A 25,274-nucleotide genomic window follows, 5' to 3' on the forward strand; every position below is an offset into this window, starting at 1 on the left:
GTCATCAGCCCCTTGTCTGCTCAGCAAAACTGTATATATTTGCTCTCAGTCTATAGTCGGAATTGGCCCTCAGAACTGTATAAATTGTTTGATAATATTAAAAAATTGCTACTGCGCCAGCAGTTGTCGAACTCGGGACGACTGCAGAAAATGGTCGAATGCATATATAGGAAAGGGGTCGGCCCATCGCGGACCGACCCCCTACACTAACGTCGCTTAATGCTGGATCATGCCTTTGGCAATCCTGGAGAGCCCTACTCCAGTTCCAAGGCTCCGGTGTAGAGCTGGTAGTACTCGCCATGCTTGGCTATCAGCTCATCGTGATTGCCGCGCTCGATGATTCGCCCATGGTCCAGGACCATGATCACATCAGAGTTGCGAACCGTGGAGAGCCTGTGGGCAATGACGAAGACCGTCCGGCCGCGCATCAACGCGTCCATGCCCTGCTGGACCACCTCCTCGGTCCTGGTGTCGATTGAGGAAGTGGCTTCGTCCAGGATCATGGCCGGGGGATCCGCCACAGCCGCCCTGGCAATGGAGATCAGCTGGCGTTGACCCTGGGACAGTCCGCTTCCATCCCCCTCAAGAACGGTCTGGTAGCCCTGGGGAAGCATGCGGATGAAGCTGTCAGCGTTGGTCATCCTGGCGGCTTCGATACACTCCTGGTCAGTGGCATCCAAACGTCCGTAGCGGATGTTGTCCAGGACTGTGCCGGTGAAGAGGTTGACATCCTGAAGGACGATGCCCAGGGAACGGCGGAGGTCAGGCTTGCGGATGTTCCTCACATCGATCCCGTCATAGAGGATCTGCCCCTGCTGGATGTCGTAGAAGCGGTTGATCAGGTTGGTGATTGTGGTCTTGCCAGCACCAGTTGCGCCGACCAGCGCCACCTTCTGCCCGGGCTTGGCGAACCAGGTGATGTCGTGCAGGACAGGCTTGCTCGGGTCATACCCGAAGCTGACGTCGGTGAATCGCACATCCCCTTGGAGGAGGGTGTATCGTCCGTCAGGCGAGGTGATGGCCTGATCCTTGGCCTTCAGGGCCACATCTCGGGCATCGCCGGGAAGCTTCATGGCGGCCTCCAGCGAGCGCCTGCCATCGTCGTCGGCCTCGCGCTTCCAGGCCCAGTGCCCTGTTTCGTGGTCGACTGGGGTCATGGTCCGGCCGTCCGAGGCCAGTTCGACGCTGACCAATCTGACCGTACCCTGGTCGGACTCGACGGGCTGGTCCATCAGGTCGAAAATCCGGGAGGCGCCTGCCAGGGCCATCATGACCATGTTGAACTGCATGGAGACCTGGCCGATGGGGTTTATGAAGGAGCGGGATAGGGTCAGAAGGGAGACGATGGTTCCCAGGGTCAGCGGCCCTGCCCCGGTCAGTCCTACGTTGCCCATGCCCGCGATGCCGGCCAGCCCGCCTACGATTGCCAGAATGACATAGAGCAGGTAGCCCATGTTGCCCACGACCGGCATGGTGACATTGCCGTAGGTGTTGGCCTGGGCCGAGGCCTGGAAGAGCTCCTCATTCCGCGCTTCGAAGACCTTGGCGGTGGCATTCTCGTGGTTGAAGACCTTGATGACCTTCTGCCCGTTGACGGCCTCTTCAACGAAGGCGTTCACCTGGCCCAGATAGCGCTGCTGGTGAACGAAGTACCGGCCGCTTCGGGTGACCAGAACCCGGACCACCACAATCAGGACCGCCGCAAAGACCAGGGTCAGGACGGTGAAGGGAATGGAGAGCCAGAGCATGGAGATCAAGGCTGCCAGGGCGGACAAAACCGAGGAGACCATCTGCGGGAAGGACTGGGAGATGGCCTGGCGGAGGGTATCCGTGTCGTTGGTGTAGCGGCTCATGGTGTCGCCGTGCTCATGGGTGTCGAAAAAGCCGATGGGCAGCTCCTGCTGGTGGGCGAACATCTGGTCGCGGATGGTTTTCAATGTGCCCTGTTCCACCTTGACAATCAGCCAGTTCCAGAACCAGGAGCAGAAGGTCCCCACCGCATAGAGGCAGCCCATCAGGATCAGGGTTCTCATCAGCGGTCCCCAGTCAGGGTTGGCGGCCCCGACCAGCGGCAGGATGTAGTGATCGATCAGTGGCTGAAGGAAGAAGGCCGATGCGGCTTGGGCCCCGGCGCTGACAATGATGCAGACTACGATCACCACCAGCTGCCAGCGGTAGGCCAGCAAGTAGCTGAAGATGCGACGGGTCGTCCCCGGCGCGGCCTTGTCCAAGCGGGGCTTGCGGTCCTTGAATGATCCGTCACTCATGGTCCTTGTCCTCCTCGCTCTGGTTCCTGGTCTGTGATTCGTAGATGGATCGGTACTCCTGACATGTTCGCAGAAGCTCCTGGTGGGTGCCCTTGTCGAGAATCCTGCCCTCTTCCAGGACCACGATCATGTCAGCGTCCTCCACAGAGGCCAGACGCTGGGAGATGATGATCTTGGTGGTATCGGGAATCTCCTGGCTGAAGGCCCGGCGGATCAGCTGGTCGGTCTTGGTGTCCACGGCGCTGGTTGAGTCATCCAGAATCAGGATGTCAGGTTTCTTCAGAAGGGCACGTGCTATGCACAGACGCTGTCGCTGACCACCAGAGAGGTTGGTGCCGCCCTCATCCAGGTAGGTCTGATACCCATCGGGAAACTCCCGCACGAAACCGTCAGCCTGGGCCAGAGTGCAGGCGCGCACCAGATCTTCGTCCGAAGCATCAGGATTGCCCCAGCGCAGGTTCTCGGCGATGGTCCCGGTGAAGAGGACATTCTTCTGAAGCACCATGGCCACCTGGTCGCGCAGGACGGTCAGGTCGTACTGGCGCACATCCACCCCGCCCACCTGGAGAGACCCTTCGGTCACGTCGTAGAGACGGGGTATGAGCTGGACCAGGCTGGACTTGGAGGAGCCGGTCCCGCCCACGATGCCCAGGGTCGATCCCGAGGGAACGTCCAGATTGATATGGCTCAGAACGGGACGTTCGGACCGATCCGAGTAGCGGAAGGTCACATCCTGGAAGCTTATGGAGCCGTCGGCCACCTTCATAACCGGCTTGGCGGGATCATGCACGGTGCTGACCTCGTCCAACACCTGGCAAATGCGCTCCGCCGAGGCCTGGGAGATGACGACCATGACCACGATCATGGAGACCATGTTCATGGCCATCATGATCTGGATGGCATAGGTGACCAAGGCAGTCAGATCGCCCGTGGTCAGTCCCAGGGCCGCATTGTTCCCGGATGCCACGATCTGGGAGGCACCCATCCAGGATATGACCAGCAGAGAGGCGTAGATGCAGAAGTTCAACAGCGCTGGGTTCAGGCTCATGATTCTCTCGGCCTTGCAGAAGGCCCGGTAGATGGCCAGAGAAATACCGTTGAATTTGCGCTCCTCGTAGTCTTCCCGGTTGTAGGACTTGACCACTCTGATGCCCTGAAGATTCTCGTCCACCACATTGTTGAGGTGGTCGTAGGTGTGGAAGACCCGCTCAAAGATGGGGTGCACCAGCAGGGACAGACCGATCAGCCCGAAGCCCAGGATGGGGATGGCGATCAGGAAGACCAGGGATATGGGCCTGGAGATCTTATAAGAAAAGAGCCAGGCGACGATAACCATGATCGGCGCCCTGACCCCGACCCTGATGACCATCTGATAGGCGTTCTGCAAATTGGTCACATCGGTGGTCAATCTGGTGATGATGGAGCCGGTAGAGAAGCGGTCGATGTTGGTGAAGCTGAAGGACTGCACCTTGGCGAAGAGGTCGCTGCGGACATTCTTGGCCAGGCCGGAAGAGGCGATGGCCGCATACCGCCCGGACATGAACCCGGAGAACAGGGAGACGGCCGAGCAGGCCAGCAATATCAACCCGAATTTGAAGATGGCCGGCATGGACCTCCCCGAGACTCCTTGGTCGATCAGGGAGGCCATGATGGTCGGAATCACAATTTCAAGGACGCTCTCCAGAAAGACGAAGGCTGGAGCTAGAAAACTGGCCTTCCGGTATTCGCGCAGTGAGCGCAGAATGGTTCGGATGGTGTGCTTCGGACGCGCTGGTTCCTGTTTATCCGATCTGACCACGGATGCCGTAGACCCCTTCAAGTGGACCTCTTCTGTTTCTCTTGATTTCTCTATCTTTTACGGCCAATCACCGACATACAATACCCCCCGGAAGAGGGTCTGAATGCAACTAGGCTATCATCCTCTCCGCCAGAGTTGGGCGGACGTGCGGGGATTTCCGCCCTCCACAAAAAGAAGCTGTCAAGCCCCCTGGGGCCATGCAGCTTCTATGCTTGGGTTAGTCTTAGCAGCGAGCTGTGCCAGTGTGTTCTGAACAAGGCCTTCTTACGGTTGATTCAGCTGGCGACAACCCTTTCGCCTGACGGCTATGAATTAGCGCTTGTCCAGCTGCGCGATAATCTCCTTGGATATCTGCTCGACCGCTCCCTGACCATCCACTGCGACCAGAAGGCCACGGGACTTATAGGTGTTCAGCAGGGGTGCGGTCTCCTTGGCATAGATATCCAGACGCTTGGCGATGGCCTCGGGGGTATCGTCTGCTCGCCCCTCTTCCTTGGCCCGCTTGGCGATGCGCTGCATAAGCACGTCATGGTCGGCGTCCAAGGCCACCACAGCCGTCAGCGGAGTGTCAAGCTCTTTGAGCATCTTGTCCAGGGCCTCGACCTGGGAAGCCGAACGGGGGTAGCCGTCCAGAATCCAGCCCTGGGCGGCGTCGTCCATGCCAAGACGGTCCTTGACGATCTTATTGGTCAGCTCGTCTGGAACCAGCTCACCCTTGTCGGTGTAGACCTTGGCCTGCTTGCCCAGCTCAGTTCCGTTCTTCAGGTTGTATCGGAAAATGTCGCCGGTGGAGATGGCCGGAATCCCGTAATGCTTGCTGAGCAAGGCCGCTTGCGTGCCCTTGCCAACACCTTGAGGTCCCATGATCAACAGTCGCTGTGCCATTCCCTATCCTTTGCTCGATGTTCTATGTTCTTGACTCTTTGGTCCCGGACGGCCTTAGCCGTCTTTGCCGGGCAGAACCCTCATTTACGTATGCTAGCGGCTACCCGACCCAATACAGGTTCCACTTACTGAACCCATGCAAACTGTCTTCCCGCGACACAAAAAGAATCCGGCCCCTTGCCACCAAGGGCCAGGGCCGGACCTTCATTTGTTTTAATCTGACAGCACTTGCAGGTGCTTAAGTTAGGGTCAGCCTTCCTTGTGGTCGCCCTCCAGCAGGAAACCAGTGTACTGGAACTGCTCGGTCTGGGCCCTGGCCTGACGCAGGGTGTCCAGGCCGACGCCGGCGATAATCAGGATGGTGGTGCCGCCGAAGGGCAACTTGGAGTTGATCTTCAGCAACATGATCAGCACCGTGGGTATCAGCGCCACGAAAAGCAGATAGATGGCGCCGACTGTATTCAGCCGATTCATCACGTATGACAGGTACCGGCTGGTGGCGCGTCCGGCCCTGATACCGGGGATGAAACCGCCGTACTCCTTCATGTTGTCGGCCGTCTCATCGGGGTTGAAGGTGATGGAAGTGTAGAAGAAGCAGAAGAAGACGATCATGACCGAGTAGAGCACGATGTACCACACCGAGGTGGTGTTGGCCATGTTGGCATCAATCCACTTGACCCAGCTCTGTTCAGGCTTGCCGAACTGGGCGATGAGGGTGGGAATAGCCAGAATGGATGAGGCGAAGATAGGAGGAATCACGCCTGACATATTGATCTTGAGTGGCAGATAGGTTGAGGATCCGCCATACATCTTGCGACCGATCATCCGGCGGGTGTACTGGACGGGTATGCGGCGCTGAGCCAGCTCAACATAGTCCACCAGTATCAGAATGACCACCAAGACAGTCACAACGATGCCGAACTTGACCCAGTCGCCGTTCTTGCCGTTGGTGCCCCAGCCGATGTTCCAGAGCTGAGGCAGGAAGCCAGAGCAGATGGAGATGAAGATCAGGACGGACATACCGTTGCCAATGCCCTTGTCAGTAATCAGCTCGGCCATCCACATGATCAGGCCTGTGCCGCCGGTCATGATCAGGACCATGACCACCAGGTTCCAGACCGAGCTGTCAGGGATGACCTGTTGCTGGCATGCCCCGTTGAAGAGCGCGCCGTTGCGGGCAGTGACCAGAATAGTGGTGGACTGCAGCACCGCCAGGCCGATGGTCAGATACCTGGTGTACTCGGTCAGCTTGGCCTCGCCGGACTGACCCTCCTTGTGCAGAGCTTCAAAGCGTGGAATGACCACACGCAGCAGCTGCACCACGATGGATGCGGTGATGTAGGGCATGATGCCTAGCGCGAAGATGGACAGCTGCAGCAGAGCCCCGCCCGAGAACAGGTTGACCAGGCCGATGAAGTCCTCATTGCCGGCTGTGGTGATGCACTTCTGCACGGCAGGATAATCCACACCTGGGGTAGGTATGAACGACCCGATGCGATAGATGATGATGATGCCAAGAACAAAGAGGATTTTCTTCCTCAACTCCTTGGTCTTGAAGGCCTGGATTAACGTCCTCACCTAAGTTCCCTCCCTACGCGCCCACGCGTTGGTCCCGGTGCATCGCACCTTATTGCTCCGACCAGCTTAACCGATGGCTCCGTCAAATCCCGACGGCAACCTGGCCGGAAACGAATTCCGGCCCTCGCCCGCTTGGAGCGGGGAGGGCCGGAATCATCTGCCTTGCGGTCTGTCCCCTATGAGTGTCAGTCCTCAGAGACGGACCCGCCTGCGGCTTCTATCTTGCTTTTGGCCGAGGTCGAGGCCTTTACGCCCTTGAGGGTGAAAGCAGCCTTGACATCGCCATCACCCAAGACCTTGACGGGGTGGCCCTTGCGGACCGCTCCCTTGTTGACCAGATCCTCGACAGTGACCTCGCCGCCGTTGGGGAAGAGTCCTTCCAGAGCACCCAGGTTGACCACCTGGTACTCCTTCTTGAAGGGACTCCTGAACCCACGCAGCTTGGGCAACCGCATGTACAGGGGCAGCTGGCCGCCTTCAAAGCCCGGACGGACTTGGTAGCGTGCCTTGGTGCCCTTGGTGCCACGACCGGAGGTCTTGCCCTTGGAACCCTCGCCGCGACCCACACGGATGCGCTCACGCTTGGCACCCGGAGCAGGACGCAGGTCATGCATCTGCAGGATGGTGGGCTCTTGCTTCTCGCTGGCCATAATCAGTCTGCCTCCTCTACGTTCACCAGGTGGCGGACCTTGTCGGCCATCCCCCGGTAGACGGGGGTGTCCTCACGCAGGACTGTCTGGCCGATCTTGTGAAGGCCCAGAGACCTGACGTTCTCCTTCTGGCGGTTGGTGGCATGAGCCACGCCCTTGACCAGGGTGATCTTGATCTGCTTGGTCATCACTCACCTGCCTTCGACTGCTCGTCAGCCTTGGCCTTGGCCTCTTCGCGCTCCTTGCGCTCGTCGGCGATGCCGGCGGCACGTGCGCGCAAGAGGGAGTCAGGGGCGACCTCCTCCAGGGGCAGGCCGCGGCGTGCCGCGATCTCCTCAGGCTCCTCCAGCTGCTTCAGGGCAGCTACAGTGGCCCGCACCATGTTGACGGCTGTGGCCGAGCCCATGGACTTGCTCAGAATGTCGGTGATGCCTGCGCACTCCAGGACGGCGCGAACCGGACCACCGGCGATGACGCCGGTTCCTGGGGCTGCAGGCCGCAGGAGAACCGTTCCGGCTGCATCGTGGCCGATCACCGGATGGGTTACGGTTCCGCGGATGCGGGGAACAGTGAACATGTGCTTCTTGGCGTCCAGCTGACCTTTGGAGATAGCTGCGGGGACCTCACGGGACTTGCCGTAGCCAACACCCACGGTGCCCTTGCCGTCGCCCACGACCACCAGAGCCGCGAAGCTGAAGGTTCGGCCGCCCTTGTGGACCTTGGAGACACGGTTGATGGTCACGACCCTGTCGAGCATGTCGTCACGCTCGTCGCGGTCGCGGCGACCACGACGGCCGTCCCTACGGCCGTCACGGGAGCCGCCCCGACGACCGCCGCGGCGATCATCGTTCCGGTCGTTCCGGTCCCTTCTGCCACCCTGGCTGGACTGAGCGTTTGTGGAATCTTCAGTCACCTGGGTTGTTTCCTTTGTCGTTTCGTTGTCGCTCACAGTGCCAAACCTCCCTCACGGGCGCCTTCCGCAACCGCTGCGACCCTTCCGTGGTACTTGTTGCCACCACGGTCGAAGACCACGGTGGTGATGCCAGCCTTCTTTGCCTTGGCCGCGATCTGCTCGCCCACCTTGCGGGCGGCCTCGGTCTTGGTGCCCTTGAAGGAGCCGTAGTCCGAAGCCATGGTCGACTCGCTGACCAGGGTGACGCCCCTGGTGTCGTCGACGATCTGGGCGATCATGTTGCGGTTGGTCCGTGTGACCACCAGACGGGGACGCTCTGCCGTGCCGGATACATGCTTGCGCAGACGGGCATGGCGGCGCAGACGGGCGATCTTCTTGCCTTTGCCTAGTATCGAGACCGTCATATCACTTACCAGCCTTTCCAGCCTTGCGCAGGATGTGCTCGTCGGCGTATTTGATGCCCTTGCCCTTGTAAGGCTCGGGAGCACGCAGGGCGCGGATGTTGGCCGCAGCCTGGCCGACAGCCTGCTTATCGATGCCGGAGACGACCACTTCGTTGGCGTTCGGTGTCTCGAAGGTGATGCCCTCCGGGGGGTCGACAGTGATGGTATGCGAGTAGCCCAGCGAGAACTCCAGGGACTTACCCTTAGCAACCACTCGGTAGCCTGTGCCGACGATCTGCAGGTGCTTGCTGTAGCCCTTGGAGACGCCCTCGACCATGGATGCCACAATTGAGCGGCTCAGGCCATGCTTGGCCTTGGTGGTGCGGTCCTCGTCGGCGGGGGTCATGATGATCTCATTACCCTCGACTTTGCCGGTGATGCCCTCGGGCAGCGTGCACCCGTCGGAGCCCTTGGGACCCTTCGCGGTGAATTCCTGGCCCTTGAAGGCCACCTCCACACCTGCCGGAACGGCGATGGGGAGCTTACCAATATGCGATGCCATGTTCAGCTCTCCTTTCTCACCATACGTAGGCGACGATTTCGCCGCCGATGCCCCTGTCGAGGCATTCCTTCTGGGTCATCAGTCCCGAGCTGGTCGAGATGATGGCGATTCCCAGCCCGCCCAGCGGCATGGGCAGGGAATCCGATTTGGCATAACGGCGCAGACCGGGCTTGGAGACACGCTTGATTCCCTGAATGGACTGGCGTCCATCGGGACCGTACTTGAGCGTGATCTCCAGATCCTGCCCGACGCGCGCCTCCTTGGCGCGGTAATCGGCGATAAAGCCTTCGCGCTTGAGAATCTGCGCGATATTCGCCTTGAACTTGGAGTACGGCATGTCGACTGTTTCATGCTTGGCCGCACTCGCATTACGCAGACGTGTCAGCATGTCTGCGATGGGATCTGTCATTGTCATGTGGGCTTATGCCCTTCCTCGCCGTGGTTTCCGCCGCCGGGCAGCAATCTGCCTCGACCGCGGACCTTCAGCGTCGATCTTTACCAACTGGACTTCGTCACACCCGGCAGCTCGCCACGATGAGCCTTCTCACGAAGGCAGATGCGGCACAGGCCGAACTTGCGATAGACGGAATGAGGACGACCGCAGACCTGGCAGCGCGTGTAGCCACGCACCTTGAACTTCGGCTTGCGTGCCGCCTTGTTTCTCAGAGCGGTTTTTGCCATATCAGTTCTCCTTGAAGGGGAAGCCCAGCTGCTTGAGCAGCGCCCGGGCCTCCTGATCGTTCTTGGTGGAGGTCACCACTGTGATATCCATACCACGCTGGTGATCGATCTGATCAGGATCGATCTCGTGGAACATGGACTGCTCCGTGAGACCGAAGTTGTAATTGCCCTGGCCGTCAAACTGACGGTCGCTGATGCCGCGGAAGTCGCGGATGCGGGGCAGAGCCAGGGTCAGCAGTCGATCCAGGAACTCCCACATGCGCACGCCACGCAGGGTGGCGAAAGCGCCGATGACCTGTCCCTCACGCAGGTGGAACTGCGCCACGGACTTCTTGGCCTTGGTGATCTTGGGCTTCTGGCCGGTGATGGCCGTCAGATCCTTGACTGCACCCTCGATCAGTTTGGAGTCGCGTGCCGCGGCACCCACGCCCATGGAGACCACGACCTTCTCGATCCTGGGCACCTGCATGGGGTTGGAGAACTTGAACTCCTTCTCCATCTCGGGCACGATGTTCTCGCGGTACTGCTGCAGCAAACGAGGGACTGCCGGTGCTTCAACGGTGGTATCGCTCATGACAGCTCCTTGCCTGACTTCTTGGCGAAGCGGGTGCGCACGACCTTGACCTTGCCGTCACGCGCCTCCTCCTTGATGTTCACGCCGATGCGAGTCGGCTTCTTGGTCTCCGGGTCGATGACCATCACATTGGAGCGATGGATGGGCGCCTCGGTCGGGACAATGCCCGACTCCTGACCCTGCTGGGTGGCCCGCACATGCTTCTTGACGATCTGAATACCCTCGACGATCAGGCGGTCATTGGGCAGAATCCGCAGAACCTTGCCCTCCTTGCCGCGATCCTTGCCGCGGATGACCTTGACCTGGTCGCCTGTCTTGATTTTGGCTACCACTTCAGATCACCTCCGGTGCCAGGGACACGATCTTCATGAAGCGCTTGTCGCGCAGCTCACGACCGACCGGTCCGAAGATACGAGTGCCGCGGGGCTCACGACCGGTGCCGAGGATGACCGCCGCGTTCTCGTCGAACTTGATGTAGGAGCCGTCATGGCGACGGTGCTCCTTTACGGTACGGACGACAACCGCCTTGACGACCTCGCCCTTCTTGACCGACCCGCCGGGAATGGCATCCTTGACGGTGGCGACGATCACATCGCCAATGCCGGCATAGCGTCGCTTCGACCCGCCGAGCACGCGGATGGCCAGGATCTCCTTGGCACCCGTGTTGTCGGCGACCTGAAGCCGCGATTCCTGCTGAATCATTGATTCTCCTTAGCCGCGCTGGTTCTCCGCAGACACCCCGCGCCAGGGCGGGATGAAATGCGGAGCCTGGCCGAACTTGTTACTTGGCGCGCTCGACGATGGAGTCGAGACGCCAGCGCTTGGTCTTGCTCAGAGGACGGGTCTCCATGATACTCACGAAGTCGCCCACATGGGCCTCGTTCTTCTCATCATGGGCCTTGACCTTGCGGTTGCTGCGGACGACCTTGCCGTACAGGGGGTGGGTCGAACGCTGCTCCAGCTCTACGGTGATGGTCTTGTCCATCTTGTCGGACACGACGTAGCCGCTGCGAACCTTGCGGAAGTTGCGCTCCTGCTTGTCTGCCATGCTTACTTCTCCTCAGCTTTGCTCTCGGCCTTTGCTTCGGCGGGCTCCTGGCTGATGCCCAGCTCGCGCTCACGCAGGACGGTGTACATCCTGGCGATGTCGTGCTTGACGGCCTTGAGGCGGGAGGTGTTCTCCAGCTGACCGGTGGCCGACTGGAAGCGCAGGTTGAACAGCTCTTCCTTGGACTTCTTCAGGAAATCCTCGATCTCCGCATTGGTCTTTTCATTCAGATTCTTGATGGAATACTCGGCTGTTCCGACTGACATCAGATGTCACCGCCTTCACGTGCAATAATCCGGCACTTCATGGGAAGCTTGTCAGTAGCGCGGCGAAGGGCCTCGCGGGCCACATCCTCGCTCACGCCGCCAATCTCGAAGAGCACCCGGCCAGGACGGACGTTGGCCACCCAGAACTCAGGTGCACCCTTGCCAGAACCCATTCGGGATCCCAGGGCGTGCTTGGTCAGGGGACGATCCGGGAAGACCGTGATCCAGACGCGGCCGCCACGCTTGATGTACCGGGTCATGGCGATACGGGCCGCCTCGATCTGCCGGTTGGTCAGGTAGGCCGGAGCCAGAGCCTGGATGCCGTAATCGCCGAAAGCGATCTCGTTGCCGCCCTTGGACATGCCCGAACGGCCCGGACGATGTTGCTTGCGGTATTTAGTCCTCTTTGGGATAAGCACGGCTCACTCCTTTGCTTCGGTTGCGACGGGGGCCGAGGCGGTCTGCTCCTGAGCTGCCGCCGGCGGCGCGGCCACACCGCTGTTCTGCTTGGCTGCATCCTGCTCACGGCGGGTGCGTCCCTCGGAGGGACGGACCCCACGGCGAGGACGACGATCGCCACGCCGACCGGGGCGGTTGTTCTGCTGAGCCTGCTGCTCCTCGAACTGACGCTCGGTCATGTCGCCCTTGTAGATCCAGACCTTGACGCCGATACGTCCGTAGGTGGTCCTGGCCTCGAAGAAGCCGTAGTCGATCAGGGCGCGCAGAGTCTGCAGGGGCACACGGCCCTCACGGTAGAACTCCGAACGGCTCATCTCGGCTCCGCCCAGGCGGCCGGAAAGCTTGATCCTGATGCCCTTGGCACCGGCCCGCATGGCATCCTGCTGAGCCTTTCGCATGGCACGGCGGAAGGTGACGCGGTTGGTCAGCTGCTCGGCGATGCCCTGAGCCACCAACTGGGCATCGATGGAGGCGTTCTTGACCTCGAAGATGTTCAGCTGGACCTGCTTGCCGGTAATCTTCTCCAGCTTGGCGCGCACGCGCTCGGCCTCTGCTCCACGACGACCAATGACGATGCCTGGCCGGGCGGTATGGATATCGACGCGCACACGGTCACGGGTCCGCTCGATGACGATCTTGGAGACGCCTGCGCGCTCCAGATCCTTGTTCATCTCCTTGCGGATCTTGTCGTCCTCAAGAACGAAGTCGCTGTAACGCTCCCCCGCCTTGTTGGAGTCGGAGTACCACTTGCTGCGGTGCTCCTCGGTGATGCCGAGTCGGTACCCAAACGGGTTGATCTTCTGCCCCATTATCGGGCTCCTTCCTTGTCGGCCACCACGACGGTGATGTGGCTGGTCCGCTTGTTGATGCGGGCAGCACGACCCTGGGCGCGGGCGCGGAACCGCTTCAAAGTGGTGCCCTCGTCCACGTAGGTCTCCCGAACCACCAGCTCGTTCTCGCGGAAGGGCTGGTTGGCCTTGTCCGCCTTGACACGCGCATTGGCGATGGCGCTCTCCAGGCACTTGCGGACCGGAACGGCCGCGTCCTGGGGGGCGAACTTCAGAATGGTCACGGCCTCGGTCGCCTGCTTGCCTCGGATGAGGTCGACGACGCGGCGAGCCTTGCGAGGCGTCACGCGAACGTGACGTGCAATTGCCTTAGCTTCCATGTGTCTCTACTCTCCCTCGCCTCAGCGGCGTACTTTCTTGTCGTCCTTAACGTGACCCCTAAAGGTCCGGGTGGGGGCGAACTCGCCGAGCTTGTGGCCGACCATGGCCTCGGTGACGAAGACCGGGACATGCTTGCGGCCATCGTGCACAGCGAAAGTGTGCCCGATGAAGTCCGGGGTGATCATGGAACGACGGGACCAGGTCTTAATGACGTTCTTGGTGCCCTTCTCGTTCTGCTCGTCGACTTTCTTCTGCAAGTGGGCGTCGACGAATGGGCCCTTCTTGATGCTACGAGTCATCTTTCCGACACTCCCTTACTTGCGGTTCTTACCATTTGGACGACGACGCACGATCATCTTGTTGGAGGCCTTCTTGGGCCTGCGGGTGCGGACCTCGCCCTTGCCCCAGGGAGACACTGGCGGCTTGCCGCCACGAGTGCGTCCACCATGCGGGTGGTCGACCGGGTTCATGGATTCACCACGGGTGATGGGCCGGTGGCCCATCCAGCGGGCACGTCCAGCCTTGCCAAGCTGGACATTTGCGTGGTCGTTGTTGCCGACCTCGCCCACTGTTGCACGGCAACGGGAGTCGACGTTGCGAATCTCGCCGGAGGGCATACGCAGCTGGGCGTAAGCCCCGTCCTTGGCCACCAACTGGACGGCAGCACCAGCCGAGCGGGCGATCTTGGCGCCGCCCAGAGGCCGCAGCTCAATGGCGTGGACGATGGTGCCGGTGGGGATGTTGCGCAGAGGCAGGTTGTTGCCGGGTTTGATGTCGGCCTGGGGACCAGTCTCAATGACGTCGCCCTGCTTGATGCCCTGCGGAGCGATGATGTAGCGCTTCTCGCCATCTGCAAAGTGCAGAAGGGCAATGCGGGCCGAGCGGTTGGGATCGTATTCGATCTCAGCCACCTTGGCGGGCACGCCATCCTTATCCCAGCGACGGAAGTCGATGAGACGGTACTGGCGCTTGTGCCCGCCGCCGCGGTGGCGGCTGGTGACGCGACCATAGGAGTTGCGTCCGCCGGTCTTGCTCAGCTTGCGGACCAGCGACTTCTCGGGCTTTGAGCGCGTGATTTCGGCGAAGTCCGAAACCGAGGCGTTGCGACGGCCCGCGGTCGTCGGCTTGTATGTACGGATAGCCATAATCTAGTTCTTCCTTAACTTTTCTCGGCTAGCCTTCAGTTATTGGTACCGAAGACATCGATCGACTGGCCCTCGGCCACCTTGACGATGGCACGCTTCTCGGCGTTGCGACGACCCCAGCCTGTACGGGTCCGGGTCCGCTTGCCCTGCCGATTGAGGGTGTTGACCGATGTGACCTTCACATTGAAGATCTGCTCGATGGCCTGCTTGATGGCGACCTTGTTGGCATCAGGGTCCACCACGAATGTGTACTGGCCGCGGTCCGAGTTGGCGTAGCTCTTCTCGGATACGACCGGACGCAGAATGATGTCGTGCGCTGGCTTGTGAATAGCTGCCATGAAAATCAGGCCTCCTTGACGGTCTCGGACTTGGCGCCGCCCTTGACAGCCAGGAAGGCATCGAAGCCATCCTTGCTGAAGACGACATCCTCTGCCGTGACCACATCGTAGGTATTGAGCTGATCGGCGAAGAGAACGTGGACGGTGGGCAGGTTCCTCACGGAGAGCCACTCGTTGATGTTCTCACGGGACAGCACGACAGTGGTGAATCTGTTGTCGACCAGGGGCAGCAGGGCTGCCTTGGCGGCCTTGGTGGACGGGGTCTCGCCAATGCCGAAATCGACCACGTGCACGCGTCCGGCGTTGACCCGGTCGGACAGGACGTAGCGCAGGGCTGCGGCCTTCATCTTCTTGGGGGTGCGCTGGGAATAGTCGCGCGGCTGCGGGCCGTGGACAATGGCACCACCGGTCCACTGGGGAGCGCGGATGGAGCCCTGACGAGCACGACCGGTGCCCTTCTGCTTCCAAGGCTTGCGGCCGCCGCCGGAGACGGTGGACCGGGTCTTGACTGAATGCGTGCCCTGGCGGGCTGCAGCCAGCTGGGCGACGACCACCTGGTGGATCAGCGGCACGTGTGAGCGGACATCCTCCTCGGCAATGCCGAAGATCTGCTCGGGTGCATCCACGGTTCCGGTGTTCTTGCCCTGGGCGTCGGTGATGTTCAGAGTCAACTTAGCCATGGTTTCAGGCTCCCTTCACTGCCGAACGAACCAGGACGATGGCGCCGCGGGGCCCGGGCAGGGCACCCTTGATGGCGATGACGCCCTTCTCGGCATCTGCGGAGACGATGGTCAGATTCTGGACGGTCGAGGTGTCGTGACCCATGCGGCCGGCCATCCGCTTGCCCTTGAGGATGCGGCTGGGCGTGGCGCAGGCTCCCACTGAACCGGGACGGCGCTCGTTCTTGTGCGAGCCGTGGGTGCGGCGGTAGGACTTGAAGCCCCAGCGCTTGATAGTGCCGGCGAAGCCCTTGCCCTTGGTGGTGCCGGTCACGTCGACCTCGCTGCCCTCGGGCAGCAGGTCCAGGCCCAGCTCCTGGCCGGGCTGATAGCTGTCAGCATCGGCGGTGCGAACCTCGACCAGGTGGCGACGCGGGGTCACTCCGGCCTTGGCGAAGTGGCCAGCCAGCGGCTTGGTCACCTTGGTGGGGTCGATCTGCCCGTAGCCGATCTGGATGGCCTGGTAGCCGTCCTTCTCCTGATTCTTGACCGCGGTCACCACGTTGGTGGACACGTCCACCAGGGTCACCGGGACGAAGAAGCCGTTCTCGTCCCAGACCTGGGACATGCCCAGCTTGCGGCCCAGGAGAGCCTTGCGGTTCCTCTGCTCTTCAGCCATGCGGTTTCCTCCTCCCCTACAGCTTGATCTCGATGTTGACGTCCGCCGGCAGATCGATGTGCATCAGCGAATCCACTGCCTTGGGCGTGGGATCCACGATGTCGATCAGGCGCTTATGGGTGCGCATCTCGAAGTGCTCGCGGGAGTCCTTGTACTTATGAGGAGAACGGATGACGACATACACGTTCTTCTCAGTCGGCAGCGGAACGGGGCCAACCACAGTTGCGCCCGCGTTCGTCACCGTCTCGACGATTTTCTTCGCCGATTGGTCGATGACCTCATGGTCATAGGACTTTAGCCTGATGCGGATTTTCTGTCCCGCCATTGCCGTCCGCCCTTTCTAGCGATCTATGAACTGATTACCCAGTCTGTTTCGAGGGCACGGAACGACGGCCACAAGGAGACATTCCTCCCGACAGGCCTCAGCCGGATCCATGCGCAGCCGTGGAGAATCCCGTGGGGATGGGACTCCTCGCTGCACCCGCTATTGTGATTGACAAAATGCGAGCCCAAAACAGGCAACTTTCTTATTAAAGCACGAGGGTTCCCCTAGAAGAATCCGGGCGTGTCGCGCTTCTTCCAGGGGAACCCACGACTCAATTACGACCCTGTCAGACCCGCTGGGAGGCCTCCTGAGCCGCTCCATCACCTTGACGGGCTACCCTCATCCGGCGGCCCTCCTCCTGACTGACCCCATAGTATGCGGCCACGGCGATGTCCTTCATGTCCTCAATCAGCGGAATGCGGGGGTTGGCAGGCGTGCACTGGTCCTCATAGGCGCGCATGCCGATCTGATCCAAGGACTGCCAGTAGAGGTCCTCGTCCACTCCTGCTGCCTGGAAGGAGGCATCCATGCCCAGGCGCTCGTCCCTGTAGGATTCAACGGCACGGGCCAAGAGCTCCACACCCTCCTCGGGGGTAGATGATTCGATGCCTAGCACATGGGCCATCTGCCTGTAGCGCTCCGCAGCCACATACTCGCTGTATTTGGGCCAGCTGGTCGGCTCGTCTGGGACCCGTCCGTTGTAGCGAATCACATAGGGCAGGAGGATGGAGTTGGCGCGTCCATGGGCCACATGGCAGAGGGCTCCGATGGTATGCGCCAAGCCGTGGCACATGCCCAGGAAGGCCGAACCGAAGGCCATGCCTGCCATGGTCGCCGCATTGTGCATCTTCTCCTGGGCGCGTACCTTGGCCTCACCGCCGGCAGTGCCCACGGCAGGCTCCAGGTTGTCCCAGATCAGCTTGGCGGCGTGCAGGGCCATAGCGTCGGTGTAGTCATTGGCATAGACCGAGACGAAAGCCTCCATGCAGTGGGTCAGAGCATCGAAGCCCGAGTCACAGGCCAGCCTCTTGGGCTGGGTACGGGCCAGAACCGGATCCACGATGGCCACGCTTGGGGTCAGGGCATAGTCGGTAATGGGATACTTATAGCCGGTCTTATGGTCGGTGATGACCGCAAATGGGGTGACCTCCGAACCCGTCCCCGAAGAGGTGGGGATGCAGACCAGCCTGGCCTTGGTGCCCAAGGGCGGAATCTTGAAGGCCCGTTTGCGGATGTCGAAGAACTTCTCCCGAACATCGGCAAAGGAGATCTCCGGGTGCTCATAGAGCAGCCACATGATCTTGGCGGCGTCCATGGGGCTGCCGCCGCCCACGGCGATGATGGTGTCGGGGCCGAACTCGTCACGCATCATGGTTGCGCCGCGCTCCACCGTCTCAACGCTGGGCTCCGGCTCTACATAGTCAATGATGCGGAAGGTGACCGGCTCGGACCGGGCGCGCAGCTGATCAATGATCTTGTCGACGATCCCCAGCTGTTCCATAACCTTGTCGCATACGATGACGGCCCGGCGGATGCCGAACATGTCGCGCAGGTAGCGGACTGAGTTGGGCTCGAAGTAGGTCTTGGCCGGCACCTTGAACCACTGCATGTTGTTGTTCCTCCGCGCAATCCGCTTGACGTTGATCAGATTGACCGCCTGAACGTTGCCCGAAACCGAGTTGCCGCCGTAGGAGCCGCAGCCCAGAGTCAGGGAGGGGGCGATGGCATTGTAGATGTCGCCGATGCCACCCAGGGAGCTGGGCTGGTTCCAGACGATCCGGCAGGCGTGCATGCGCTGGCCATACTCGCGCACCAGCCTCTCGTCATCGGTGTGTATGGCTGCCGTGTGCCCGGCGCCGTAGCGTAGCATCTGCTCGCAGAGAGTGAAGCCCTCCTCCTTGTTGCTGGCCTTGAGCACAGCCTGAACCGGAGCCAGCTTCTCCAGGGTCAAGGGTTCCATGGGGCCGACCTGGTCGCATTGGGCAGCCAGAATGGTCGCATCCTCGGGTATCTCGAAGCCGGCCTTACGAGCGATGGACTGGGGGGACTTACCCGGAACCTCGGAGTTGAGCCTGGGAGCAGGTGCATCGGCACCGGCATGAGCCCGCACGCCGAACATGTACTCCTCCAGCTTGGCCTTCTCCTCAGGATTGACGAAGTAAGCCTTGCGCCGCTTCATTTCCTCGATCACCCGGTCATGCACATCCTGATGGGCGATGACGGCCTGCTCTGTGGCGCAGATCATGCCGTAGTCGAAATGCTTGGACAAGATAAGGTCGTTGACGGCCCTGTGGACGTTGACCCTGCGGTCCACATATGCCGGGGCATTGCCGGCTCCTACACCCAATGCCGGCTTGCCCGAGGAGTAGGCGGCCTTGACCATGCCAGTGCCGCCGGTGGCCAGAATGGTAGCCACACCGGGATGCTGCATCAGGGCGCCGGTGGCCTCGACTGAGGGGTGCTCAATCCACTGGATGCAATCCTGCGGAGCGCCTGCCTCGATGGCGGCATCTCGAACGATCCGGGCCGCCTCCACCGAGCAGCGCTGGGCGTAGGGGTGGAAACCGAAAACGATGGGACAGCGGGTCTTCAAGGCCAGCAGCGACTTGAAGATGGCAGTCGAGGTGGGGTTGGTCACCGGAGTCACCCCGGCCACGACTCCCACCGGCTCGGCCACCTCGATGATGCCGTCCACGTCGTCTTCGCTGATAATGCCCACGGTGCGCTGTCTGGCCAGGTAGTTGGTCACATGCTCGCAGGCGAAGATGTTCTTGGTGGCCTTGTCCTCCACCAGGCCGCGTCCGGTCTCGTCCACGGCCATCTGCGCCAAATGCAGGTGCTTGTTCAGGGCTGCAATGGATGCCTTGGCCACGATCCGGTCCACCTGTTCCTGGTCGAGCTTCTCAAAGGCGCGTAGAGCCGCCTGTGCGCGGACAACTAACGCATCCACTTCCAGGCGGGCCAGCTCACTGCTGTCGGACGGGCTGCCTTCCCTGACGACTGGCGGCTCCTTCACTTGATGCTCATGCTTCTGCTTCTGCGTTTCAGCCAAGATATTGGCCCTCCTCATGTTCCGCGGATTCCGATCAGGACCAGCCGACAGTCTCCAGACCGTGCAGATCCATGAAAGGCTTCCGTCATAACGTGACGAAAGTCACAATATAGACCCGAGGGGGCACCATTGAGCCCCAGGATGAGCGAACGTTCGCTTGAAGCGTGTCGTGTGGGAATTCGTGGTTTTTCTGGTCATTTTCCGCACCCGAACGTGCGCTTTGCCGTTCGCCTCAGACTGGACCTGCCAGGCATGAATCCAGGCATGAAAAAATCCCCAAGGTCCATGAGAACCTCGGGGATAAAGAAACTGCGAACGTCAGCGCTTGGAGAACTGCGGGGCGCGACGGGCCTTGTGCAGACCAGCCTTCTTGCGCTCCACCACGCGGGCGTCACGGGTCAGGAACCCGGCCTTCTTCAAGGCAGGACGGTTGGCGTCCCTATCGATGGCGTTCAAGGCGCGTGCAACGCCCAGCCGGACTGCGCCGGCCTGGCCGGTCACGCCGCCGCCATCGACGCGAACAACCACGTCGAACTTGTTCTCGAGCTTGAGCAGCACGATAGGCGAGTTGACCTCGCGCTGGTGCAGCTTGCTGGGGAAGTACTCCTCCAGGGTGTGCCCGTTGATGCTCCACTTGCCGGAGCCCGGGATCAGACGAACGCGGGCGACTGCCTCCTTGCGGCGGCCAGTACCGTAGCCCGGTTCGATTGCGGAGGTGCCGGTGCCCGCACCGGCGTTGGTCTCGGAAGTGTAGGAAGCGCTGGTCTCCTCGGCCTCAAGAACCGCGGAGCTGTTGTTGTTTTCAGCCATGGTGATTATCTCCTCTGGTCCTACTTGGCCTGCTGGGCGACCTGATGGATCTTGTACTCAATGGGCTGCTGCGAGGTGTGAGGATGCTCCTCGCCTGCGAAGACCCGCAGCCTGGTCAGCTGGACCTTGGCCAGCTTGTTCTTGGGCAGCATGCCTTTGACCGCCGTCATGATGATGCGCTCTGGGTTGTGCTCCATCAACTGCCCGTAAGAGTCGCGACGCAGGCCGCCGGGACGACCGGAGTGAGTGTAGAGCACCTTGTCGTTCTTGTTGCCCGTCAGCACCATCTTGGAGGCGTTGATGACGATGACGTTGTTGCCGGAGTCGGCGTAGGGCGCATAGGTGGGCTTGTTCTTGCCGCGCAGCAGATCGGCCACCTGAGCTGCCAGGCGCCCCAGCACCACACCGGAGGCGTCGACGATATACCAGTCATGTGTCAGATCGGCTGGTTTCGGGGTGAAAGTCTTCACGATTCAACCTTTTCCTTGCATTGTGTTTCAGGCTCTCCGCGCCGCATGCTGCCATGCCGGCCGAAAGCCATGTATTCCGTGGGCTCCCTTAAAGTCCTAGACGGCGAGTGGGAAAAGCGCTTTGAGGACCCCTTAGGGAAACACAACAATCCATTATTGTAACGCCTGTATGCCGTTCGTCAAAATTCGCGTCCGCTCCTGTCTCAACGGGAGGCAGCCGCCCGTGCCACCTGACCGTCCGGGTCCTTGCTCAGGGCCTCAAGGGTCGCCTGTCCCGTGTTGGGATTCAGGGCCACGGCCCGGCGCACCATGGCGGCCAGCACATGGGGGGCATCCTGCTCCGCGCGGGTGCCCAAAGCTCCCAGGAAGTCTAGTGTCTCGGCATCGGTTCGTTCGTCCTGGGCGCCTTCCAGACGCATTTTCCAGGAGGTCATAGGGTTGGTCAGCGCGGCAGCCCTGACTCCGGCGTCGTCATCCTTGGTGAGCAAACCTGCCAGCCAGTTCTTGTCGTCCTTGTTGGCGGCCACCGCCCGGCGGACCTCGGAGCTGGAATCCTGGGAGAGCTTGACCAGAATGTTGGGAAAGGGCATGGTCTGCGCCAGGTATACCCTGTCCTCCACCGGCGTGTGTTCATTGCCAGCCACCGCCTCCAGCAATGCCGTGAAGCGGGAGAAAGCAGCCTGGTCTGACCTGTCGGGCAGTGGACTGCGGGCGAATTCGTGCAGCTCGGCCGTATCCGTGGAGTGCCTGAGCCTTTCATAGAATACGGTCAGGGCCTCATGGGGCTTGCCGGCTGACGGAGGTTCGGTTTCCGGTTGGTCCTGAGGATTGGTCATGCGGCCAGCTTAGGTCGCCTCCTTGATATCAGACTCGGCCCGGAATCCCCTCTAGCATGGAGATAGCGCAGGAACCGAGGAGACGATAGACATAGGAGGCAAACCGATTTGCTCACCATATTGGATACGCCGCAGAAACCGGCCACAGGCTCTCTGACCGAGCGGAAGTCCGAGTTCATCGGCCAGGCCTGCCATGTGGAGGACCAAGATGCGGCCATGGCCTTCGTCCAAGAGGTCCGCTTACAGCATCCCAAAGCCCGGCACGTCTGCCACTGCGCGATCTGGGGACCCGAGGGCCGCACCAGCGAGCGCATGAGCGATGACGGAGAACCCTCAGGAACGGCCGGCAAGCCCATACTTGAGGTCATGCGTCGACAGGGACTGACCGATTGCGTCCTGACCGTGACCCGATACTTCGGGGGGATCCTTCTGGGATCAGGGGGGTTGATCCGAGCCTATTCCTCAGCAGCCTCCCTGGCGCTCAAGGCGGCAAGATCGGCACGTGTGCTCCCGACGGAGCGCTTCACGATTACCGTGGACTACCCGGAGTACGACTCCCTTCGCCGTCTGATCCGCACCTCTGGGGGACACATGGAAAGCGAGGACTTCACTGACCGGGTGCGACTGACCTACGACCTGGAGCCCACGGCGGTGCCAGCCTTCAATGGTCGGCTGGACGACCTTCTGCAGGGCCGTGTCCAGCCCAGTGCACTGGGTGAAGGCCGCAGGCTGATTCCCCTGTCTGGAAGCCAAGCTCCATCTAGCACATGATGGGCAGGACGGGCCATGCAGCCATTGCCCAGTTGTGATCTACCCTGCCAGACAGGCTTATGCCAGGCACCATCGGGTTCGCCACTCACAGATTTGGATCCTCCCAGGCCGAATCCCTGCAAAGGACAAGGGAGTAGATACCAATGGCAATAAATAAGACCGGTGATCGTGCAAAATCAACAATCACCGGCCATCAGGCGGAGACGAGGAGATTCGAACTCCTGGACCGCTTGCGCAGTCAACACCTTAGCAGGGTGCCCCTTTCGGCCACTCAGGCACGTCTCCATGCTGGCTCCCGATCCGGGACCTTAGGCCCTCAATTTTCGAGAACAAAACAATAGAATACCATGATTGACTGACCTGACTCGCCGGAGCAGCAGAATCGGATGAGGCAGGTACATATCCATCCATTTTTCATGGATAAAAACCAGAATATTGAATCTTTTCTAAGAATTTACATTCGAGAATAATTTATCGCATGTTCTTCCGGGGGCCCCTTCTATCATGGAGCCATGAGTACCGCACCAAGGCTTGCAGCCGCCAAGAAGGACTGGGGACATGACGAGACCGGCTGCACGGTGCTGCACATTGACATGGATGCTTTCTACGCCTCTTGTGAGGTTGCACGACACCCGCAATTGCAGGGAAGGCCGGTCATTATCGGCACCGGGCAGCGTTCGGTGGTGTCGGCGGCCAGCTATGAGGCCAGAGCCTTTGGCGTCAACTCGGCCATGCCCCTGGCACGCGCCAAGCGACTGTGCCCTCAAGGGGTCTTCCTCCCGGTCGACATGACTTATTATCGGGGCATTTCACGACGGATATTTGATACGGTTTTCTCACAAATCACCGATCAGATCGAGCAGGTCTCGGTAGACGAATGCTACATGGACGTGTCCGGGGCGCTCATGCGCTGGGGCATGCCCACAGCCATAGCCCGGTGGATTCGTGCCAGCGTGGCGCGCCAATTCCACGTGACCTGCTCGGTGGGCATCGCCACCAACAAGCTGGTAGCCAAGATGGCCTCCACCAATGCCAAGCCTGATGGCATGCTGCTGATCCCCAAGGCCCGGCAGGCCGAGTTCGTCCAGCTGATGCCCCTGCGCGGCATCCCCGGCATCGGACCGGCCCTGGAAAAGCGACTCAACGCCTGGGCCATCAAAGATGTGGCCGACTTGGCCATCATGAGCGAGCGGGATCTGGCTCGGGCCACAGGTTCGACCGTCACAGCCCGGATGCTGGCACAGGCCTCCCACGGCCTGGACGACGATCCGGTAAAGCCACGCGCACCTGAGAAATCCCTGGGCGCGGAACGCACCTTCCTGCACGACACCACCAGCATGAAGCAGGTCTGCGACCTCCTGCGCGCTTGCAGCGACGAGGTGGCCACCGGACTGCGAGCGCATGACCTGATCGCTCGGACCATCACCGTCAAACTGCGCTTTGATGACCTGCGCTATATGACCAAGGCCCATACCCTGGAGACACCGGTCAACTCAGCCAATCGCATCTATCCGCAGGCTGTCGGACTGCTCAAGGCCATGCTGGGGCTGCCTGAGGGTGTTCCCATGGACACTTCCCTGCCCCGGCTGATCCGCCTAGCCGGTGTCAGCGCATCCGGTCTGAGCCGGGTGGAAGATACCCCCATCCAGCCATCCTTGGACGACATCATGCGCGAGAGCAAACGTCACACCGGCAGCGAGTCCCAGCGCCTGGATCAGGCAGAGGCCACCATGGACTCCATCAGGAACCGCTACGGCAAGGGTTCGGTCAGCATGGGTCTCTAAGCGCCTGTATGCAAACGCTCCAGGGCCAGCTCCAACTGGTCGTCGGATATGGTGGACGAGAATCGCAAACGGTGACTATCCCCGTAGAACTCCCCAGGACTGGCCAGAATCCCCATACGGGCCAGGTCGGCCATATCGGCCCAGCAATCGCCCGAACGGGCTTGCGCCCAGATATAAAGTCCACCCTGTGGCATGACGGCATCGTATCCGTAAGATGTCAGAGCTTGAGCCAAGGCCCGAAGACGACGGGCGTAGATCTCGCGCTGGGCCATAACAGCATCTCCGTCCTCCAGAGCGGCTCGCATGGCCCGCTGTACCGGACCTGGCACAATCAGTCCCACCTGCTTGCGATAGGCGGTCATGGCCTTCACAAGATGAGCATCGCCGGCCACGAGGGCCGCCCTGTACCCGGCCATGTTGGACTGCTTGCTCATCGAATACAGACAGAGTATGCCGCTGGCATCGCCGCCACAGACTTCAGGTTCCAGGATGCAGGGTGAGGCTGGGATCGGCGCATTCTGCCCGACTTGGGTATGTTCTGACCAATCCAGCATGGCATAGCACTCGTCACTCAAGACCGTGGCCCCTATAGAACGAGCCGCCCGTACGATCTTAGCCAACCCGGCTCGGTCAATGACCTGCCCACTGGGGTTGCCTGGCGAATTGATCCATACTGCTCGCACGCCAGGCAGATCCACCCATGAATCCGTATCAACAGGATCATCCACGGTCGTCACCTGGGCTCCAGCCAGCTGGGTTCCGATGGCATAAGTGGGATAGGATACCTTCGGCTGCACCACCCGGTCCCCCGGTCCCAGATGCAGGAGGGAGGCCATGAGTGCCACCGCTTCCTTGGACCCGACCGTAGGCACCAGATCCGCGCCCACGGCATCAAGATCGACCCCACGGCGATGACGGAACCAGTCGGTCGCAGCCTGCCTCAGGAGACCATCACCGGCAGTTTTTGGATAGCCTCGCGCCTGGCCATCATCCGCAGCCGCCGCCAAGGCCTCCTTGACCGACCTGGGCACAGGATCCACCGGTGAACCCACCGAGAGGTCGACCAGACCGCCGGGGCACTGCTCAGCACGCCGCCGGTAAGATTCAATCCTTGACCAATCATAGGGGGATTCGAACGAGTGAAAACCCATGGCCCGCCTTTCTCTTATAAA

The 25,274-nt window shown here is 60.9% G+C and carries 32 protein-coding genes and 1 tRNA gene; 2 read left to right on the top strand and 31 right to left on the bottom strand.

The annotated features are described in order from the left end of the window. Window positions 1–254: 254 nt before the first annotated feature. From H3V09_RS04910 to H3V09_RS05050, 29 genes are all read right to left on the bottom strand, one after another. A complete protein-coding gene (locus H3V09_RS04910) occupies window positions 255–2,267 on the bottom strand; it encodes an ABC transporter ATP-binding protein (RefSeq protein ID WP_198191389.1) in 2,013 nt (670 codons plus the stop codon). After that, window positions 2,260–4,065: an ABC transporter ATP-binding protein gene (locus H3V09_RS04915; RefSeq protein WP_332468232.1), complete on the bottom strand. Its 1,806-nt coding sequence runs from the start codon at window positions 4,063–4,065 to the stop codon at window positions 2,260–2,262. Before H3V09_RS04915 ends, H3V09_RS04910 begins: the two co-directional genes overlap by 8 nt. Window positions 4,066–4,377: 312 nt before the next feature. Then, window positions 4,378–4,950 carry an adenylate kinase gene (locus H3V09_RS04920; protein ID WP_121913602.1) on the bottom strand — a complete coding sequence of 191 codons (573 nt, stop codon included), beginning with the start codon at window positions 4,948–4,950 and terminating at the stop codon, window positions 4,378–4,380. A gap of 249 nt (window positions 4,951–5,199) precedes the next feature. Continuing rightward, on the bottom strand, window positions 5,200–6,528 hold the full coding sequence (gene secY, locus H3V09_RS04925; RefSeq protein ID WP_110413369.1) for a preprotein translocase subunit SecY: 1,329 nt from the start codon (window positions 6,526–6,528) through the stop codon (window positions 5,200–5,202). A 185-nt stretch (window positions 6,529–6,713) separates the two neighbouring features. Next, entirely contained in the window at window positions 6,714–7,178 is a 465-nt protein-coding gene (gene rplO / locus H3V09_RS04930; RefSeq protein WP_198191388.1) for a 50S ribosomal protein L15, read from the bottom strand. A gap of 2 nt (window positions 7,179–7,180) precedes the next feature. Further along, a complete protein-coding gene (gene rpmD / locus H3V09_RS04935; protein ID WP_198191387.1) occupies window positions 7,181–7,366 on the bottom strand; it encodes a 50S ribosomal protein L30 in 186 nt (61 codons plus the stop codon). Next, on the bottom strand, window positions 7,366–8,127 hold the full coding sequence (rpsE, locus tag H3V09_RS04940; protein ID WP_024626785.1) for a 30S ribosomal protein S5: 762 nt from the start codon (window positions 8,125–8,127) through the stop codon (window positions 7,366–7,368). The genes rpmD and rpsE overlap by 1 nt, the downstream gene beginning before the upstream one ends. Beyond that, entirely contained in the window at window positions 8,124–8,495 is a 372-nt protein-coding gene (gene rplR / locus H3V09_RS04945) for a 50S ribosomal protein L18 (RefSeq protein WP_015022343.1), read from the bottom strand. Before rplR ends, rpsE begins: the two co-directional genes overlap by 4 nt. A gap of 1 nt (window position 8,496) precedes the next feature. Further along, a complete protein-coding gene (gene rplF / locus H3V09_RS04950; RefSeq protein ID WP_046323303.1) occupies window positions 8,497–9,036 on the bottom strand; it encodes a 50S ribosomal protein L6 in 540 nt (179 codons plus the stop codon). A gap of 16 nt (window positions 9,037–9,052) precedes the next feature. After that, window positions 9,053–9,451 (bottom strand): 30S ribosomal protein S8, encoded by a 399-nt coding sequence (rpsH, locus tag H3V09_RS04955; RefSeq protein WP_024626787.1) that lies wholly within the window; start codon window positions 9,449–9,451, stop codon window positions 9,053–9,055. Between the two features lie 80 nt (window positions 9,452–9,531). Next, window positions 9,532–9,717 carry a type Z 30S ribosomal protein S14 gene (locus H3V09_RS04960; protein WP_015022346.1) on the bottom strand — a complete coding sequence of 62 codons (186 nt, stop codon included), beginning with the start codon at window positions 9,715–9,717 and terminating at the stop codon, window positions 9,532–9,534. A 1-nt stretch (window position 9,718) separates the two neighbouring features. Further along, window positions 9,719–10,291 carry a 50S ribosomal protein L5 gene (rplE, locus tag H3V09_RS04965; RefSeq protein WP_121913604.1) on the bottom strand — a complete coding sequence of 191 codons (573 nt, stop codon included), beginning with the start codon at window positions 10,289–10,291 and terminating at the stop codon, window positions 9,719–9,721. Next, window positions 10,288–10,623 (bottom strand): 50S ribosomal protein L24, encoded by a 336-nt coding sequence (rplX, locus tag H3V09_RS04970; RefSeq protein ID WP_015022348.1) that lies wholly within the window; start codon window positions 10,621–10,623, stop codon window positions 10,288–10,290. Before rplX ends, rplE begins: the two co-directional genes overlap by 4 nt. A gap of 1 nt (window position 10,624) precedes the next feature. Further along, on the bottom strand, window positions 10,625–10,993 hold the full coding sequence (gene rplN, locus H3V09_RS04975; RefSeq protein WP_015022349.1) for a 50S ribosomal protein L14: 369 nt from the start codon (window positions 10,991–10,993) through the stop codon (window positions 10,625–10,627). Window positions 10,994–11,072: 79 nt separating this feature from the next. Continuing rightward, on the bottom strand, window positions 11,073–11,339 hold the full coding sequence (gene rpsQ, locus H3V09_RS04980) for a 30S ribosomal protein S17 (protein WP_015022350.1): 267 nt from the start codon (window positions 11,337–11,339) through the stop codon (window positions 11,073–11,075). A 2-nt stretch (window positions 11,340–11,341) separates the two neighbouring features. After that, window positions 11,342–11,605 carry a 50S ribosomal protein L29 gene (rpmC, locus tag H3V09_RS04985; RefSeq protein ID WP_015022351.1) on the bottom strand — a complete coding sequence of 88 codons (264 nt, stop codon included), beginning with the start codon at window positions 11,603–11,605 and terminating at the stop codon, window positions 11,342–11,344. Beyond that, on the bottom strand, window positions 11,605–12,024 hold the full coding sequence (rplP, locus tag H3V09_RS04990) for a 50S ribosomal protein L16 (RefSeq protein WP_015022352.1): 420 nt from the start codon (window positions 12,022–12,024) through the stop codon (window positions 11,605–11,607). Before rplP ends, rpmC begins: the two co-directional genes overlap by 1 nt. A 3-nt stretch (window positions 12,025–12,027) precedes the next feature. Further along, window positions 12,028–12,873 carry a 30S ribosomal protein S3 gene (rpsC, locus tag H3V09_RS04995; protein ID WP_029678066.1) on the bottom strand — a complete coding sequence of 282 codons (846 nt, stop codon included), beginning with the start codon at window positions 12,871–12,873 and terminating at the stop codon, window positions 12,028–12,030. Next, window positions 12,873–13,232, bottom strand: a complete 360-nt coding sequence (gene rplV, locus H3V09_RS05000; protein WP_015022354.1) for a 50S ribosomal protein L22 — start codon at window positions 13,230–13,232, stop codon at window positions 12,873–12,875. The genes rpsC and rplV overlap by 1 nt, the downstream gene beginning before the upstream one ends. Before the next feature lie 21 nt (window positions 13,233–13,253). Then, window positions 13,254–13,532, bottom strand: a complete 279-nt coding sequence (rpsS, locus tag H3V09_RS05005; protein WP_198191386.1) for a 30S ribosomal protein S19 — start codon at window positions 13,530–13,532, stop codon at window positions 13,254–13,256. Window positions 13,533–13,547: 15 nt separating this feature from the next. Beyond that, entirely contained in the window at window positions 13,548–14,378 is an 831-nt protein-coding gene (gene rplB, locus H3V09_RS05010; RefSeq protein WP_198191385.1) for a 50S ribosomal protein L2, read from the bottom strand. A 35-nt stretch (window positions 14,379–14,413) separates the two neighbouring features. Further along, window positions 14,414–14,716 carry a 50S ribosomal protein L23 gene (gene rplW, locus H3V09_RS05015; RefSeq protein ID WP_110452588.1) on the bottom strand — a complete coding sequence of 101 codons (303 nt, stop codon included), beginning with the start codon at window positions 14,714–14,716 and terminating at the stop codon, window positions 14,414–14,416. A gap of 5 nt (window positions 14,717–14,721) precedes the next feature. Continuing rightward, window positions 14,722–15,396: a 50S ribosomal protein L4 gene (gene rplD / locus H3V09_RS05020; protein ID WP_015022358.1), complete on the bottom strand. Its 675-nt coding sequence runs from the start codon at window positions 15,394–15,396 to the stop codon at window positions 14,722–14,724. Window positions 15,397–15,400: 4 nt separating this feature from the next. Beyond that, entirely contained in the window at window positions 15,401–16,054 is a 654-nt protein-coding gene (gene rplC / locus H3V09_RS05025; RefSeq protein WP_015022359.1) for a 50S ribosomal protein L3, read from the bottom strand. A 16-nt stretch (window positions 16,055–16,070) separates the two neighbouring features. Beyond that, window positions 16,071–16,379, bottom strand: a complete 309-nt coding sequence (rpsJ, locus tag H3V09_RS05030) for a 30S ribosomal protein S10 (protein ID WP_006295278.1) — start codon at window positions 16,377–16,379, stop codon at window positions 16,071–16,073. Between the two features lie 286 nt (window positions 16,380–16,665). Next, the gene (gene adhE / locus H3V09_RS05035) at window positions 16,666–19,395 is read right to left on the bottom strand and encodes a bifunctional acetaldehyde-CoA/alcohol dehydrogenase (protein WP_415873510.1); all 2,730 of its coding nucleotides are present in this window, start codon (window positions 19,393–19,395) and stop codon (window positions 16,666–16,668) included. A 354-nt stretch (window positions 19,396–19,749) separates the two neighbouring features. Then, entirely contained in the window at window positions 19,750–20,241 is a 492-nt protein-coding gene (rpsI, locus tag H3V09_RS05040) for a 30S ribosomal protein S9 (protein ID WP_046323306.1), read from the bottom strand. Between the two features lie 20 nt (window positions 20,242–20,261). Then, complete coding sequence (rplM, locus tag H3V09_RS05045; protein WP_046323307.1) at window positions 20,262–20,711, bottom strand: 50S ribosomal protein L13; 450 nt, start codon at window positions 20,709–20,711, stop codon at window positions 20,262–20,264. Between the two features lie 203 nt (window positions 20,712–20,914). Next, entirely contained in the window at window positions 20,915–21,547 is a 633-nt protein-coding gene (locus H3V09_RS05050) for an AbrB family transcriptional regulator (protein ID WP_046323308.1), read from the bottom strand. Window positions 21,548–21,655: 108 nt separating this feature from the next. Here H3V09_RS05050 and H3V09_RS05055 point away from each other — a divergent pair, with 108 nt between their 5' ends. Then, window positions 21,656–22,318 (top strand): IMPACT family protein, encoded by a 663-nt coding sequence (locus H3V09_RS05055; protein WP_198191383.1) that lies wholly within the window; start codon window positions 21,656–21,658, stop codon window positions 22,316–22,318. Between the two features lie 198 nt (window positions 22,319–22,516). Here the strand turns inward: H3V09_RS05055 and H3V09_RS05060 are convergent. Further along, window positions 22,517–22,603: transfer RNA gene (locus tag H3V09_RS05060), tRNA-Ser, on the bottom strand. Between the two features lie 227 nt (window positions 22,604–22,830). Here H3V09_RS05060 and dinB point away from each other — a divergent pair. After that, window positions 22,831–24,102, top strand: a complete 1,272-nt coding sequence (dinB, locus tag H3V09_RS05065; protein ID WP_198191382.1) for a DNA polymerase IV — start codon at window positions 22,831–22,833, stop codon at window positions 24,100–24,102. On the opposite strand, the gene dapC is transcribed toward dinB, so the two are convergent. Beyond that, entirely contained in the window at window positions 24,099–25,253 is a 1,155-nt protein-coding gene (gene dapC / locus H3V09_RS05070) for a succinyldiaminopimelate transaminase (protein WP_198191381.1), read from the bottom strand. The two genes, dinB and dapC, sit on opposite strands and share 4 nt — an antisense overlap. Window positions 25,254–25,274: the final 21 nt, after the last annotated feature.

The sequence above is a fragment of the Bifidobacterium sp. M0399 genome (assembly GCF_016100595.1).
Classification (GTDB): domain Bacteria; phylum Actinomycetota; class Actinomycetes; order Actinomycetales; family Bifidobacteriaceae; genus Bombiscardovia; species Bombiscardovia polysaccharolytica.